The sequence below is a fragment of the Actinotignum timonense genome (genome assembly GCF_002860685.3).
Classification (GTDB): domain Bacteria; phylum Actinomycetota; class Actinomycetes; order Actinomycetales; family Actinomycetaceae; genus Actinotignum; species Actinotignum timonense.
The window spans coordinates 537400-552915 of the sequence record NZ_CP136960.1 but is presented as its reverse complement, the minus strand read 5'-3'; the positions used below and the strand labels follow the sequence as shown (position 1 = coordinate 552915).

12 protein-coding genes and 2 tRNA genes are annotated in these 15516 nt (G+C 59.9%); 2 read left to right on the top strand and 12 right to left on the bottom strand.

Annotated features, from left to right (window positions below; translation table 11 throughout):
• Window positions 1-591 precede the first annotated feature (591 nt).
• A complete protein-coding gene (locus CYJ17_RS02305) occupies window positions 592-2133 on the top strand; it encodes an IS1634 family transposase (RefSeq protein ID WP_087071229.1) in 1542 nt (513 codons plus the stop codon).
• A gap of 278 nt (window positions 2134-2411) precedes the next feature.
• Here CYJ17_RS02305 and CYJ17_RS02300 read toward each other — a convergent pair whose 3' ends face one another.
• The 8 genes from CYJ17_RS02300 to gyrB form a co-directional block, all read right to left on the bottom strand.
• Window positions 2412-2654 carry a hypothetical protein gene (locus tag CYJ17_RS02300; RefSeq protein WP_143231908.1) on the bottom strand — a complete coding sequence of 81 codons (243 nt, stop codon included), beginning with the start codon at window positions 2652-2654 and terminating at the stop codon, window positions 2412-2414.
• 45 nt (window positions 2655-2699) lie between these two features.
• Window positions 2700-2775 (bottom strand) — tRNA-Ala (locus CYJ17_RS02295).
• Window positions 2775-2900 carry a hypothetical protein gene (locus tag CYJ17_RS02290; RefSeq protein WP_257960159.1) on the bottom strand — a complete coding sequence of 42 codons (126 nt, stop codon included), beginning with the start codon at window positions 2898-2900 and terminating at the stop codon, window positions 2775-2777. The genes CYJ17_RS02295 and CYJ17_RS02290 overlap by 1 nt, the downstream gene beginning before the upstream one ends.
• A gap of 17 nt (window positions 2901-2917) precedes the next feature.
• Window positions 2918-2991, bottom strand: a tRNA-Ile gene (locus CYJ17_RS02285).
• A 183-nt stretch (window positions 2992-3174) separates the two neighbouring features.
• On the bottom strand, window positions 3175-3864 hold the full coding sequence (locus CYJ17_RS02280) for a YczE/YyaS/YitT family protein (RefSeq protein ID WP_087070150.1): 690 nt from the start codon (window positions 3862-3864) through the stop codon (window positions 3175-3177).
• A complete protein-coding gene (locus tag CYJ17_RS02275) occupies window positions 3857-4522 on the bottom strand; it encodes a DUF3566 domain-containing protein (RefSeq protein ID WP_234984437.1) in 666 nt (221 codons plus the stop codon). The genes CYJ17_RS02280 and CYJ17_RS02275 overlap by 8 nt, the downstream gene beginning before the upstream one ends.
• Window position 4523: 1 nt before the next feature.
• Window positions 4524-7148, bottom strand: a complete 2625-nt coding sequence (gyrA, locus tag CYJ17_RS02270) for a DNA gyrase subunit A (protein ID WP_087070151.1) — start codon at window positions 7146-7148, stop codon at window positions 4524-4526.
• Between the two features lie 14 nt (window positions 7149-7162).
• Window positions 7163-9295, bottom strand: coding sequence for a DNA topoisomerase (ATP-hydrolyzing) subunit B (gyrB, locus tag CYJ17_RS02265; RefSeq protein ID WP_087070152.1), 2133 nt, complete (start codon window positions 9293-9295; stop codon window positions 7163-7165).
• A gap of 148 nt (window positions 9296-9443) precedes the next feature.
• Here gyrB and CYJ17_RS02260 point away from each other — a divergent pair, with 148 nt between their 5' ends.
• Window positions 9444-9815 carry a metallopeptidase family protein gene (locus CYJ17_RS02260; protein ID WP_180948693.1) on the top strand — a complete coding sequence of 124 codons (372 nt, stop codon included), beginning with the start codon at window positions 9444-9446 and terminating at the stop codon, window positions 9813-9815.
• Window positions 9816-9834: 19 nt separating this feature from the next.
• Here the strand turns inward: CYJ17_RS02260 and CYJ17_RS02255 are convergent, their stop codons facing one another.
• The 4 genes from CYJ17_RS02255 to dnaA form a co-directional block, all read right to left on the bottom strand.
• The gene (locus CYJ17_RS02255) at window positions 9835-10425 is read right to left on the bottom strand and encodes a DUF721 domain-containing protein (protein ID WP_087070154.1); all 591 of its coding nucleotides are present in this window, start codon (window positions 10423-10425) and stop codon (window positions 9835-9837) included.
• Complete coding sequence (gene recF, locus CYJ17_RS02250; RefSeq protein WP_087070155.1) at window positions 10415-11623, bottom strand: DNA replication/repair protein RecF; 1209 nt, start codon at window positions 11621-11623, stop codon at window positions 10415-10417. Before recF ends, CYJ17_RS02255 begins: the two co-directional genes overlap by 11 nt.
• A 13-nt stretch (window positions 11624-11636) precedes the next feature.
• Window positions 11637-12767 (bottom strand): DNA polymerase III subunit beta, encoded by a 1131-nt coding sequence (dnaN, locus tag CYJ17_RS02245; protein WP_087070156.1) that lies wholly within the window; start codon window positions 12765-12767, stop codon window positions 11637-11639.
• Window positions 12768-13448: 681 nt separating this feature from the next.
• Window positions 13449-15137 (bottom strand): chromosomal replication initiator protein DnaA, encoded by a 1689-nt coding sequence (dnaA, locus tag CYJ17_RS02240; RefSeq protein ID WP_087070157.1) that lies wholly within the window; start codon window positions 15135-15137, stop codon window positions 13449-13451.
• Window positions 15138-15516 lie beyond the last annotated feature (379 nt).

The following is a 15516-nucleotide window of genomic DNA, read 5'->3' as shown; positions in this document are numbered from 1 at the left end:
ACGACGGAATTCGGTATTCCATGGACGAGGTCATGCGTATAGCCGCAGAGGATTGAACCGATACCGTCTGACTAAATGAGCCAAGTCAGGAAGGGGCAGATAAGCGGACTAATGGTGTAACTATGCCCTCAGCTTATGGTCAACTATTCACTATCGGCTGGAAAATATGTCAAGCGTGGATGTCACCACCTCAAACAATTCCCGCAGTCTTTCCTAATTGCGCTCTACGACAATCCGCCATATCATTTGAATCAGGATAGATTTTTCGCTTGAATCCATAGGGAACTCCTATCCATCAGAGACACCCGGTGTTAGCCCACCGGGTGTCTCGCATGTAGCGCGGGTTAAGGGTTAATAGACAAAGTAGTTGCTAATGGCGGCGTGTCGTTGGCTTGGATCCAGCCTGGACCCGCACGAACCTGGTTCGCAAACGAAGTGCGAGGGAGAGCACCGTTTGCACCCGATTTCGTGTCTCTAACCTGACTTGGCTCATTTTGGCGTGATAGGTTTCATATTGACGTTGTGGCCTGGGGTTTTGTCTCGTTCGTGGGTGAAATGTCGTACTAACGGGTTGGGGGTAGGCTATGTGGTATGCCACGACCCCGGATTCGTACCGTGATAACCAAGTCGGGCGCTACCGCGGTACAAGTCGTGTGGCGTTACGTGGATCGCAAGCCCGTACTCGAGCACATTGGTTCAGCCCACACGCCCGGTGAACTCGCGCTCTTAAAAGCCCAGGCCCAGCGCTTGATCGACGGGGACCAGCTCTCTTTAGACCTGGAGACGGGCGTTGAGACAGCGCCGACGCGCGTGGCTAGTGGTTCGGTGGATAATCCCTTGACCGTGGCCAGCTCGCGTGCCGGCTACCTCCTCGACGCGATCCGTGGGGCTTTTGATTTCCTGGAACTAGGCCCGCCAACCAATCATGACCCGGTGTTCTACGATCTGGTGGCCGCCAGGATTATCCACCCGGGCTCCAAGTTTGATTCCATCGAAACTCTCGCCGAAGTCGGGGCAGGCTCGGCTTCGTATTCCACGATTAAACGCCACCTGCCCCGTTACGCGGAAGAAGAATTCCGTGACAGAATCACGGCCACGCTAGCAAGGCATGCGGGTATCGGGCCAGGCGTTCTCGTCCTTTACGATGTAACAACCTTATATTTCGAGACGGATAAAGAAGACGAGTTACGTAAACCTGGCTATTCGAAAGAACGCCGTATTGACCCGCAGATCACGGTCGGGATGCTCACCGACGCCTGCGGGTTGCCGTTGGCGATTGGTGGGTTTGAAGGAAACCGGGCCAAGACCCACACGATGCTACCCATGATTGAACGCCTCAGGCGTGTCTACCGGCTTACCGATATCACGGTTGTGGCTGATGCGGGAATGTTCTCAGCTTCTAACAAGCAAGAGATTATCGGGGCTGGTCTGGGCTATATTCTGGGCACGAAAGAACGTGATATCCCTGTCCCTATCGCAAAGTGGCGTGAAGAGAATCCGGGTAAAGACTATGTGGATGGTCAGGTCTGGCGCCAAGAAAACCATGCTAGCAAAGCCGCTGGCCAGGGTGTGGGTGTGGTGGAGTCGGTTGTTTATTATCAGTACTCGAAGGATCGGGCTCGGCGCACGCGGCGGGGTGTGAAAGAACAGTTAGACAAGGCCAGGCGTGCGGTGGAAGGGAAAATACCGGTCAAGCGTAACCGGTATGTTGACTTGCAAGCTCCCAATAAGCGCGTGAACCAGGCATTAGCGGATAAGCATCTTGCGTTGGCTGGGATTAAGGGATATGAGACGAATCGGTTGGATTTGGATGCTGGTGCGGTGATCGGGTTTTATCGCCAGTTATTCCGTATCGAGAAGTCTTTCCGGATGGCGAAGTCGGATTTACGGGCGCGTCCGATCTTTCACCGTAAAGAAGACTCGATCCAGGCGCATTTAACGATTGTGATGGTAGCGATGGCGTGCGGGCATGTTCTTGAGCAGGCCACGGGTGTGTCGTTGAAACGGTTGGTGCGGACGTTGAAGAAGTACCGCTCGTTCACGCTTGAGGTCGGCGGGCAGGTCGTTCATGCTCGCACCCCGCTGCCGGCGGATGTGGCCGTGCTTATCGAGTCACTGCCAAAGTCGCACTAAATGAGCCAAGTCAGGAACGAAGTGCGAGGGAGAGCACCGTTTGCACCCGATTTCGTGTCTCTAACGCGCACTTGACGGGGACGATGGATGGTTCGAAATACGCACTTTGGCGCCTCTGCCCACCCCGCGGCTGTGGCGCGTGGCCACGACCAGGAGCAGCACCAGCCCGGCCCTTTACGTGCGTCGATACACTGTTGACTTTGTTCGGATTTCCCGTAGGATTACTCGCGAAGACCCCGGAACGATCACCAGCCTCGGCTGAATCGCCGGGGTTACGTTTATCCTGAATGGGCCTCGGCTTCCGGCTTCACAGAATGTACATTTCGGACCGGACGGGCCACAAAATGTACGTCAGGAACATAAAACCAGCGGAAAACTGTCACCCACGTACATTTTGCTGACGGGACTGGCAAGGCCATCAGGCCGGCAGGCTCTGGTAGGCCGCCGCCTTCCAGCACCAGCGGCGCGGGCGCACCAAAGTGTGCATAAGACACCCAATAATGGGAGAAAACGGTGCTCATACGCACACTTTACGGCGGGCTAATGGCCAAGTATCAAAGAAAATCTGGTGGAGCTAAGGGGACTCGAACCCCTAACCCCCTGCTTGCAAAGCAGGTGCGCTACCAATTGCGCCATAGCCCCTAAGATTCCGGCGCGGGATCCGGAACGTGGTGCCAACGAGAATGCTCATCCATCACGTGCACCAGGGCAGCGACAGCACAACATCCAGCAGCAAGCGAGCCGAGGAAGAAACCAACCCGTTTCATAACCCTCCTCGTAACCGTGGGCCTAGATGGACTCGAACCATCGACCTCAGTCTTATCAGGACTGCGCTCTAACCAACTGAGCTATAGGCCCGGTGACCACATGAGTTTACACCGGCGAGCCGCCGTTTCCAAATCGTTTCGCTTGCGGTTCGCGTCACACCGGCCCGATGGCGTGCGTAAACACCGCTTTTACGCCCAGGAACCCGCACCTGCGCGCGCATTTTTTACGACGACGCCGGCGCCGGCGAAGCCGGCGCGCCCAGCCGGCTGATGGCTAGGCGAGCCGCAGCAGCCGGCGCAGCGGCACCCCGAGCCAGGGAGTCACCAAGCGGATGGCCGGGCCGGTGAGCACGGCCGCCGCGAGGGTGCCTTCGCGCACGCCCACGAGCTCCCCGAGCACCGCGAACGACAATGCGGTGGCCAGAGCAACCAGGGCGGCGTCGTTATAGACCTTGATGGCGCCGAAATTAGTCCAGCGATGCACACCGAAGCGGCGCACTGTTTTTCGGTAGATCGCGATGACCACGCCTTCACCGGCGTTGACGACCGCCCCGGAGCTCACCTCCACGCAGATTCCCACCGCGAGCACCGCCACCCCGCCCAGGCACAGCAGCCACTGGTGGGTGTAACTCGAGTAGGTGATCGGGCCGAGGATCGCGCCGGCCGCGTCGATGCCGGTGGCCATGAGCAGGGCCATCGGTAATTGCAGAAATTCCAGCGGCGGGAATTCGCGGCGCAGCAAAGCCAGCTGAATCACGATGAAGACCACGTGCATGCACCCGGTCAGGGTGCCCACCGAGATTGGCGTCATACGCGAAACCACGTAAGGGAGCGAAGAAATCGGGGAGGTACCCAGGTCGGAGGCAATAGCCAGCTGGATACCGAAGCCCATAATGAACAGGCCCAGGGCCAGCACAAGGTAGCGGATAACCCACAGCCACCACGGGGCGCGCGCCCTACTCATCGGTGACTGTCAAGCGCAGTCCTCCCACCAGAGCCGCGAAGAGGTTATAGATCAGCGCCGCGATCGCGGAGAGCGCGGTCAGAAGCACAATATGAATAATCCCCACCAGCACCGCAAAAGCCATCCAGCGGCCAAATTCCATGTATTCGCCCACCCGCAGCAATTCTTCATTGCCGAGGGTCTCAAATAGATCCGACATCTGCGAGAACACGTGCATGCCATCCAGCACGAACCAGATAAGCATCATCGCGATCACGATCATCACGCCAATCGCCACGGACAGCAGGAAGCCGATTTTCATGGCGGACATCGGCTCCACCTTGGCGATAGTCATCCGGATCCGACGAATGCCCACGGTCTGCTTCGCGGGAGCAGCACCTTCCGGGGCGGAAACCCGCGGGTAGGCGCTGGCCCGATGCCCGGTAGCTGCCCCGCCCACGGCCGGGCCAGCTGATCCGCTGGCGGCCCGCGCCGGGGCGCCAGCGGCGCCGTCGTACTGCATAGCTGAATGCGCCGGCGCGGAAGCAGTGGAAGCAGCCGGACCGGTGTGGCCCTCCGCCGCCACGGGCATGGCCCCGCGCACCCGGGTGGCCTCCAGCCCCGCGCCCTCACGCCCGCGGCCGGGCCCGCTTTCCGGAGTGTGTTGTGTATCTGTCATCTCAGTTCTCCAAGGTTTCAGCGGCCGGTTCTGTAGATTCCGCATCTTCCGCAGCTGCCGTGGGTTCCGTCACCTCAGCAGCTTCCGAAGATTCCGCGGATGCCTCCGCTGCCGGCTGCTCGCCTGCGGCGGGGACCTCTTCTTCGATCTCCACCTCAGCATTACGCGCGACAGCAATAATTCTGTCACCCTTATCGGGCCGCACGAAAGTAACGCCCTGGGTGTTGCGGCCGGTGAGCGACACTTCATCAACCGCGGCGCGCATCACCTTGCCCGATTCCATAATAGCGAGCACCTCGTCACCGCTGGACACCATGAGCGCGCCCACCAGATCCCCGCGGGCCTCGGTCAGCTTTGCCACCTTAATACCCATGCCGGCACGCCCCTGCACCCGGTATTCATCCGCGCTGGTGCGCTTGGCAAAGCCCTGCTCGGTCATCACGAACACCTGGGAATCATCATGCACAACGTCCATGGTCAGCAACGAATCATCCCCGCGGAATTTCATACCCGTCACCCCGGAAGCCGCCCGGCCCATCGGCCGCAGCGCTTCCGCATCCGCGGTGAACCGCAAGGACATCCCGTGGCGGGAGACGAGCAGCAGGTCATCGGCCTCATCCACGAGGGAAGCGGCCACCACCTCATCGCTGGACCCATCCGCGAGCTCGCGCAGCTTAATCGCAATCAAACCGCCCGAGCGCGGGGAATCGTAATCCTGGAGCGGGGTCTTCTTCACCAGCCCGGACTTCGTGGCGAGCACCAGGTACTTTGCGTCGTCGTAACTGCGAATCGAACGCACCGCCGCGATCGTTTCCCCAGGCTGGAAGGCCAGCAGATTCGCCACGTGCTGGCCCTTGGCATCGCGCCCACCCTCGGGAAGCTCGTAACCCTTGAGGCGGTACACCCGCCCGAGGTTCGTGAAGAACAAATGCCAATCGTGGGTGGAGGCAATCCCGAAGTGATCGACCACATCATCCACGCGCAGCGAGGCCCCGCGAATCCCCTTGCCGCCGCGGTGCTGGGCGCGGTATTCGCTCACCTTGGTGCGCTTGACGTAACCCGAGCGCGTGACCGTGACCACCACGTCCTCTTCGGGGATGAGGTCTTCCACGCTCATCTCCCCGTCGTAGGGAAGGATGGTGGTGCGCCGCTCATCACCGTACTTATCGGTAATGGCCTGGAGTTCTTCGGAAATAATGGAGCGCTGGCGATCCTCAGAAGCCAGAATCCCGCGGTAATCCTCCACGAGGGCCCGCTTTTCTTCGTATTCGTCCAGGATCTTCTGGCGTTCCAGGGCGGCCAGGCGGCGCAGCTGCATTTCCAGAATCGCATTGGCCTGGTCCTCATCAATATCGAGGAGTTCCATAAGGCCGGTGCGGGCCACGTCCACGGTGGCCGACGCCCGAATCAGCGCAATAACTTCATCGAGAGCATCGAGGGCCTTGAGGTAGCCCTCCAGAATATGCATGCGCTTGAGCGCCTCATTGAGGCGGTATTCGGTGCGCCGGCGGATCACGTCCATCTGGTGTGCGACCCAGTGCCGCACGAAACCGTCCAGGGAAAGCGTGCGCGGCACCCCGTCCACCAGCGCCAACATATTCGCCGGGAAATTATTTTGCAGTTGCGTATGCTTGTAAAGATTATTGAGGACCACCTTCGGTACCGCGTCGCGTTTAAGAACGACGACGATCCGCTGGCCGGCCCGCCCGGAGGTCTCATCGCGAATATCAGCAATGCCCGGGAGGCGGCCATCCTTGATGCCCTCCACCATTTTGTCCAGCAGCCGATCCGGATTGACCTGGTAGGGCAGATCGGTGATGACCAGGCAGGTACGGCCCCCGATCTCATCGACTTCCACCACGGCGCGCTGGGTGATGGACCCGCGCCCGGTCCGGTAGGCATCCTCGATACCGCGGGTTCCCAGGATCGTTGCCCCGGTGGGGAAATCCGGGCCCTTGATACGGCGCATGAGCTCGCCCAGGAGTTCTTCCCGGGAAGTATCCGGGTGGGCGAGGTACCACTGCACGCCGTCATTCACTTCGCGCAGGTTATGCGGGGGGATGCGGGTCGCCATACCCACCGCGATACCTTCGGAGCCATTGACCAGCAGGTTCGGGAAGCGGGAGGTGAGGATGGTCGGTTCCATAAGCGAGCCATCGTAATTCGGCTCGAAATCAACCGTATTTTCCTTGATATCCCGCACCATTTCCAGGGCGAGGGGAGCCATGCGCGCTTCCGTGTACCGCGGCGCGGCCGCCCCCAGATCACCGGAGGTACCGAAGTTTCCCTGGCCCGATACTAGCGGGTAGCGCATGGACCAGGGTTGGGCCAGGCGCACCATCGTGTCATAAATCGCGGCGTCGCCGTGGGGGTGGTAATGCCCCATAACATCGCCCACGATTTTCGCTGACTTGGAGAAGGAGGAATCTGGCCGGTATCCGCCGTCGTACATCGCGTAGATAACGCGCCGATGCACGGGCTTGAGGCCATCGCGCACGTCCGGCAGCGCGCGACCCACAATAACGGACATGGCGTAATCGAGGTAGGAACTCTCCATTTCGCGCTGGAGATCCACCTCCATAATCGCGCCGTGATTATACGTGGACGTCGTTTCGCTTTCGCTCATAATGATGACAAATCCTAGATATCGAGGAAGCGCACGTCGTGCGCATTACGTTGAATGAAGCCGCGGCGAGAATCCACATCTTCGCCCATAAGAACACTGAAGGTTTCGTCGGTTGCGGCGGCCTCCCCGATGGAGACCTGCTTAAGGGTGCGGAATTCCGGATTCATGGTGGTATCCCACAGTTCCTCCGCGTTCATTTCACCCAGACCCTTGTAACGCTGGATGCGCTGGGATTCTTCGCGAGGCAGCCGCCAGCCCTTGACCTTGCCTTCTTCGAGCACCTCATCGCGTTCCCGATCCGAGAACACGTAAGAATGCGGGGCGTTCGTCCACTTGATGCGGTAGAGCGGGGGCATGGCCAGGAAGACGTGCCCGGCTTCGATCAGCGGGCGCATATAGCGGTACACCAGGGTGAGCAGGAGGGTCGCGATATGCGAGCCATCCACATCCGCATCGGCCATGAAAATGATCTTGTGGTAGCGCAGCTTATCGATATCGAATTCATCGCCGATGCCGGTGCCGAAAGCGGTGATGAGCGATTGGATGGTATCCGAGGAAAGCGCCCGATCCAGGCGGGCCTTTTCCACATTGAGGATCTTGCCGCGGATGGGCATAATCGCCTGGTGTTCCGGATCGCGGCCGTTCACCGCGCTACCGCCGGCGGAATCACCCTCGACGATGAAAATTTCGCATTCCTCGGGTTTATTCGAGGTGCAATCCTTGAGCTTGCCGGGCATGGAAGCTGATTCCAGCACGGATTTGCGGCGGGTGGCTTCCCGGGCTTTGCGGGCCGCGGCGCGCGCGGCAAAAGCCTGGGTGCCCTTGCGGATAATTTCTTTGGCATCCGCCGGGTGAGAATCAAGCCAGTCGTTGAGCTGGGTGTACATCTGCTGCTGCACGAAGGTGCGCGCTTCGGTATTCCCGAGCTTGGTTTTGGTCTGGCCTTCAAACTGGGGGTTGCCCAATTTCACGGAGATCACGGCGGTGAGGCCTTCGCGCACATCATCACCGGAAAGATTCGGGTCTTTATCTTTGAGGAGCCCATGTTCGCGCGCGTACTTATTGATTACCGAGGTGAGGGCGGAGCGGAAGCCTTCTTCGTGCATCCCGCCTTCGGTGGTGTTAATGGTATTCGCGAAGGTATTGACCGATTCGGAGTAGGCCGAGGTCCACTGCATGGCCACTTCCACTTCGATCTGCTTCTCATCATCTTCGGCTTCGAAGTAGATGATGTCGTTATTGATGATGTCCGATTTCTTCATCGAGTTGAGGAACTTGACGTAGTCAAGCAGCCCGCCGGAATAGCAATAGGACACTTCGCGCTTGGCCGGGACCTCCGCGGCGGCTTCCCCTTCCGCCCCGGTGACTTCATCACCTTCCGAAGTAGCGGAGCGGCGCTCATCAATAAGGTTGATACGCAGGTTCTTATTGAGGAAGGCCATCTGGTGGAAACGCTTGCGCAGTGTTTCGAAATCATAATCCGTGGTTTCGAAAATATCCGGATTGGCCCAGAAGGTTTGGGTGGTTCCCGTTTCGGTAGTTTCTTCCCCGCGTTCCAGTTCCCGGGTGGGCACCCCGTTTTCGTACGCGATCCGCCATACATAACCATCGCGCTTGACGATGGTTTCCATCCGGGTGGAGAGCGCATTCACCACGGATACACCCACGCCGTGCAGGCCGCCGGACACCGCGTAGCCGCCCTGGCCGAATTTCCCGCCGGCGTGCAGCACGGTCATCACAACTTCCACCGCGGGGCGCCCTTCGGTGGGATGCATATCCACCGGGATGCCGCGCCCGTTATCTTCCACGCGCACCCCGCCATCTTCGCGCAGGGTCACCGTGATGGTATCCGCGTAGCCGGCCAGCGCCTCGTCAACCGAATTATCTACAACTTCGTAGACCAGGTGGTGCAGGCCGCGCTCCCCGGTGGAGCCGATATACATACCGGGGCGCTTGCGCACCGCCTCCAGGCCCTCGAGGACGGTAATATTCGATGCGTCATAGGACTGATCGGGGGATACTTCGCCGACGTGATGCGCAGGGCCCTGCGGGGCCGGATTCTGCGGGGCCGAATTCTGCTCCGGCTGCGAGGCCGGGTTTTGTTCCGGCTGCTGCACCGGTTCGGGATGACTCGTTGTTTCCGACACGCGCGGAACACTCCTTCAGGCTAACTCTCAAAAATGGGCCTCTCCCGCATTGACCGCCGTTCTGGTAGGTACCTACGCTGGAGAGTCCCTCGTCTATTCTAGCCTATAAGCAGCTACGAAACTGAGACGGAGGACCGCTGTGCTGGAGATGTCCGAGCAAGAATTCGAGGAGGCGGTGGCCGATGCCATCGATCTGCTGCCCGAAGCTTTCCTCACCTCCCTTCCCAATGTGGTGTTTTTGGTGGAGGAGGAGCCCGAACCCGATATGCTCCGCCCGGAAGATTACGATGAGGACGGCCTGCCCGCGGTACTCGGTTTTTACGACGGGGTAGCGCTCACCGAGCGCGGCGATGATGCCGGCTTACTTCCCGACCGCATCTTTATTTTCCGCGGCCCGCTCATGCGCTGGTGCGAAACGCGCGAAGAATTGGTGGAGGAAATCGGGGTCACCATTATCCACGAGGTCGGGCATTTTTACGGTTTAGACGACGACGCCCTGCACGCCCTGGGCTGGGAATAGCCAGTATAGGTAGGGCTGGCTAGCCGTAGGTATCGCGGGGTCCGCGGCCGGGAACCGAGAGTGGCCCGTGCTTCCAACTGGGCCGATGCGGGCCCAAAATCACAATCTCCTTGACGATCCCCTCCCCTATTTCCGCGGCTATCCGCCCGGAAAGGGTAGCGAGGAGCGCGCGCATCTGAGTTTTCCACGAGGTAGAGGAGGCGCGCAGGGTGAGGACGCCGTCGTCGGAAAAATCTTCAATACGGCAGTGCCGCGCTACATTCGGTCCCACAATCGCATCCCAGCGCGCGGAGACGGAGGCGATATCGAGGTGACTTTGCCAGCCGCGGTCGCGGATGGTGCGGGCCAGGAGTTCACCGACCGGATGCGGGTCGCGCCAGGAGGGCCGAGCCCCGGAACCCACATCGCCCCAGCCCGGGCCGGGGCTGGCCACCGGGTCACCGATGCGATCAGCGGTGCCAGATTCGCCGGGCGCGCCCGCACCGCTCGCCGCGAGGTAGCGGGGGGCGGCAGCGGGGCGGCGAGTGCGCACATCCCCGCGCCGAAACGCCGCTTCCCGGGCGGCATCCAGGGCGTGGAGCGCGAAAAGATCGCCGGCATCACGCACCATCGCGAACCTCCCCGGTAATGCTGCCGGCCGCGATATGGAGGCGGTCCCCGCGCAGGCTGTCGGGCAGGTCATCACCCACCGCGGCGGTCACAATCACCTGCTCGGCGCCGGCCACCAGCTCGGCCAGGCGCTCCCGGCGCCGGGCATCGAGTTCGGCAAAAACATCGTCGAGGAGGAGGATAGGTTCGCCGTCCTCACTCAGTAATTTCCAGCAGGCCAGGCGCAGCGCGAGGGCAAAACTCCAGCTTTCCCCGTGGCTGGCATAGCCTTTGGCCGGCAAGGTTCCCAAAGATAAGCGCAGGTCATCGCGGTGCGGGCCCACCAGGTTCACACCCCGCTCAATTTCTTGATCCCGGCGTTCATCCAGTTGGGAGCGCAGCAAAGCCCGGGCGGTTTCCACATCCCGCAGTGCATCTTCCTGGGAGGTGACAGCGTGGCAGCTGGCGTCGTCGTCGTTTAAAAGCGCGGCGGCATCGGGCAGGGTGAAGGTGCCGCGCCACGCGTTTGCCGCGTAATCGAGACGGGCGTGCCCGCGGTTGCCGGAGACCACGTTGTACATCTCCGTGACGTACGGGCGCAGCCGCGCCACCAATTCGGCGCGGGCGGCCACGATCTGGGCGGCGAGGGCGGCCAGCTGTTCATCCCACACATCAATCGCGGCGTGATCCACGGCTTTCCCGCGGCGGCGCGCGGCTCCGGCTGTTTTGAGGAGTGCGGCGCGCTGGCGGATCACGCGCTCGTATTCGCTTTTCACGGAAGCGAGCCGCGGGCGCAGCTGCACCATGAGGTCGTCCAGAAAAGCGCGCCGGACCGCGGGTTCGCCGCGCACAAGCGCCAAATCTTCGGGCGCGAAAAGCACCGCGCGGATTGTGCCAAGAATTTCTATCGGGCGCACGTTCCCGCGATTGAGGCGGGCCCGGTTGGCGCGCCCGGCATAAATTTCCACTTCTACGGTGGTGGGCGATTCGCCGCGCAGCACCCGGGCCTGCACCACGCCGGCGGCCGCACCTTGGCGGATCAGCGCATTATCGGAGGAGACCCGGTGGGAGGTGAGGGTGGCCAGGTAGCCGATGGCCTCCACCAGATTGGTTTTTCCCTGGCCGTTTTCGCCCACGAGGATGGTCACCCCGGGGCGGAAACGCGCCACTTCACGCCGGTAATTACGAAAATCCGCCAGCGCTAAGTCAGAGATGTACACTCACACCCGCGCCTTAGGAGTAGGTGCGAATCGGCATGAGGAGGAGGCGGAACTCATCCGTATCTGAGCCGGTTTCTTCGGGCTGGCCGGTAATAACCGCCGGTTTCGTGGGGCTGGTGAAGGACAGGCGCACGAAAGGCGTATCCACCGCGGTCAGGCCGTCTTGCAGGTAAGCCGGGTTGAAAGCCATCGCAATATCTTCCCCGGTGAGGGTAGCCGGCAGGGCTTCACTGGTTTGTGCCGAATCATTTTGACCGGCGTCCAAAACCACGCTGCCTTCGCTGAAGCTCAGGCGCACCGCACTATTTTTTTCGACGACGAGCCGCGCACGCTTGATGGCATCGAGCAGCATAAGGCGATCAATCACGGCGTACCCATTGACGGTATCCGGGAAGAGGGCCCGCACCTGCGGGTAATCCCCGTCGATGAGGCGGGCCACGTTCTGGCGGTCCGCGGCCCGGAAACCGATGAGGCCGGTACGGCCGGTGGTATCCAGGGTCATGCGCACATTACCCACCGAGCCGAGGGACTTAGCGATATCGGACAGGCGGCTGGCCCGCACCAGGATGCGCGCGGAAATCTGCGGATCTTCCGGTTCCCAGGTGAGGTTGGCGATGGCCAGGCGGTAGCGGTCCGTTGCCATGAGCGCAATATTTTCACCGTTGATTTCGATGCAGACCGAGACGAGAAGCGGGAGGGTGTCATCGGTGGAGGCGGCGGTGACGGCCTGGGCCACCGCGTGCTGCCAGGCCGCGCCGTCCACCACGCCGGAAACCCCATCGAGAGGCGGGGCAGCCGGGTAATCTTCCAGCGGCATCGAGGTCATCACCATGCGCGAGGAACCGCATTGCAGATCGAGTTTGGTTCCTTCAACCGTGAGGTCAATGGGCTTATTGGGCAGGGCGCGGGCGTATTCGGCTAGCAGGCGCCCATGCACCAAAATGGTTCCGGCTTCTTCCACATCCCCCGTGATTTCGGCATAGGAAGAAATATCGGGATCGTAGGAGGAAAGCGCAATGACGCCGGTGTCTTTGGCTTCGATTTTGATCCCGGAGAGGATGGGCAGCGAAGGGCGGGTGGGGATAGTGCGTGCCGTCCACGAGACGGCGTCCGCGAAGACATCGTGTTCAATCCGCAATTTCACAGCGAACCTTCCTCCCAATAACAAGAAACGTCTAGGGCTACTTTACGCGAGGGAGGGCCCGGAAGGAAAAGAATTTAGCGGCTTTGTAATTACACCAGTGTAATTTACGGTGCGCGGGTGCACCGACCCTCGGCGACCGTTTGTTGTTCATGCGGGTGTTAATAGGTAGTGGTAGTAGTAGGTGCTGTGGACACTGTGGAAATGTGTTCGAAACGGCGCGAGCATGCGGATCTGGGCTGTGGATGAGCCTGTGGACGGCGCTGTGGATAATATCGGCTTTCGGGGGATGAGACACTTTGGGCTTTCGGCTATCCACCGCTAGATCTCGCCGATCCGCTTAATTTACGCCCGTGTCCACAGCTTATCCGCAAGCCCTGTGGATAGTGTTCGCGCAGGTAGTGTGGGTGAGGAAATAGGGCGGTTTGTGAAGCGGGCTGTGAGCCAGGCGTGACATAGACGTGCCGGACTTGAAACATGACTTGGCTCATTTAGTCAGGTTTTTGGGAGCGGGCGTGCTGGAGCGGTGGAGGAAAACGCGGGAAAGCGCTGGAATAAGCCGAAAAGTCGCTTCGATAGTGGAGTCCGCTTAGTCAGGTGGCTGCGTCGTCGTACTAAAGTCGCACTACACGTGCCGTACTACATGTGCCGCACGGACGAAACGCGAGTTACAAAGTTACAGAGCTACTCCGCCTGGCTGGCGGCCTGCTTAATACGCACGGAGAGCTCGGAGACCTGGTTATAGGTGGTCTGCCGCTCGGCCATCTGCTTATCGATTTTGCGATACGCGTGCATAACGGTGGTGTGATCGCGCCCGCCGAAAAGCGAACCGATCTTCGGGAGGGACAGATCCGTCATTTCCCGGCACAGGTACATGGCGATTTGCCGCGCGGTCACCGGGATCCGGGAACGATCCGCGCTGGTCAGGTCATCAATCGTGATGGAGAAGTAATTCGCGGTTTGCGCCATGATGAGGCTCGGCTTAATATCCACCGAGTCAGGATTGGTAATGAGATCCTTGAGAACCATCTCGGACAGCGTAAGCGAAACCGGCTGTTTAGATAGATCCGCGAAGGCGGTGACCCGCCGCAGCGCCCCTTCCATTTCGCGCACATTCGTGGTCATATGCGTGGCGATATATTCATGCACCTCGCGCGGCACACTAATGCCATCCACATGCGCTTTCTTTTCCAGAATGGCGATACGAGTTTCCAGATTTGGGCGGTCAATACTGGCCACCACCCCGGAATTGAAACGCGAGAGCATCCGCTCTTCAAAACCGTTGAGCAGATTGGGCGCCACATCGGAGGTAATAACAATCTGCTTATTGGAATTCGTCAGGGCGTTGAACGTGTGGAAGAACTCCTCCACGGTGGTATCACGCCCGCCAATGAACTGGATATCGTCGATCAGCAAAATATCGACTTTGCGGAAAGAATCCTTGAATTCACTCTGCCGCCCGTCACGCACTGCGTTAATAAAAGCGTTGGTGAACTCTTCGGCGCTGATATAGCGCACGTGAATATTCGGGTAGAGTGAAATCGCATAATTCCCAATCGCGTGCATAAGATGCGTTTTCCCCATCCCGGAATCCGAGTAGAGAAACAGCGGATTATAGGTAGTCCCGGGCGCTTCCGAGACCGCTAGCGAGGTCGCAGTCGGAAAACGATTCGAATCCCCAATCACGAAATTATCGAAAGTGTATTTCGGGTTGAGCCCGGCGGCCGTGGACATCGCCGCAAACGACGGATCGGCGGAATTCCCGTAAATTTTTTCTTCCCCGGAAGCCATCATTTGGGTAGCGAGCGAGGTCGGCTCGGTTGTTTCGACCGGCGCGGTTGCATGTGGTGCCGGCACGTGCGGTGCCGGTGTATGTGGCGCGCTTGCGTGGCTGGTATTGAGGGCCGACGGCGCAGCTGGAGCCACCGGCTCGCCCGGCGCATCAGGGAAAGCTCCCGGTTCCTCCAAGGTGAAATCACGGTAGGTCGCGGACTTATTCCATTCCGAATCCGGGGAGAGCGCGGTGGGAGTTTCCGCCCGGCGCGGAGCCGGAGCGGCCTCAACCGGGCGGGTTTCGCGGCGCTCAGTAGCCGGGAGCGGGGATTCATTCACGCTCGGATCAATGGAAATCACCAGGCGAATGCTGTGGCCCAGAATATTGGAGAGCGCCCCGGTCATGAGATCGGCAACGTGTTCCTCGATCCAGTTCTTCACGAACTCGGATCCCACCACGATCATAAAAATGTCCTCCGCGGTGGCCAGCGGGTGGGCCATGCGCACAAAAGCGGATTGCGAATCGGAGAGATCGCCCTGCATACGCAGCAATTCCAAGGCAGCAAGCCAAGCATCGCGCGCGGGGTTCATCTCCGCCATGACATCCTCCTGAGGACTCTTTCAAGAAAAAAGGGGGCGAGCCTCGCAGCCAGGTGATCCGAGCGCCGTTGATGATCACGACTGTAAGTTTCACGGTATCTGGTGAGGCCATGCCCTATCTGTCTGCCTATCGTAGGTGAATGACGCGCAACACGCTAACGAGTTATCCACAGGCTTCTCCACACCTGTGGAAATTACATCTCTGTTATTCACAGGTCACTTGCGCGCTGTGGAGCCTTAAAAACCTATCCTCAGATTTTTCCACAGATGTGTATAGGCCGAAAAAATTGCTTTGGTACGTGTTTTCTCACAGTGATCATCCTTGAGATAACGGTCACCGCACGCTAAAAACCTTTGACTCACCGGCCTGATCTCGCGT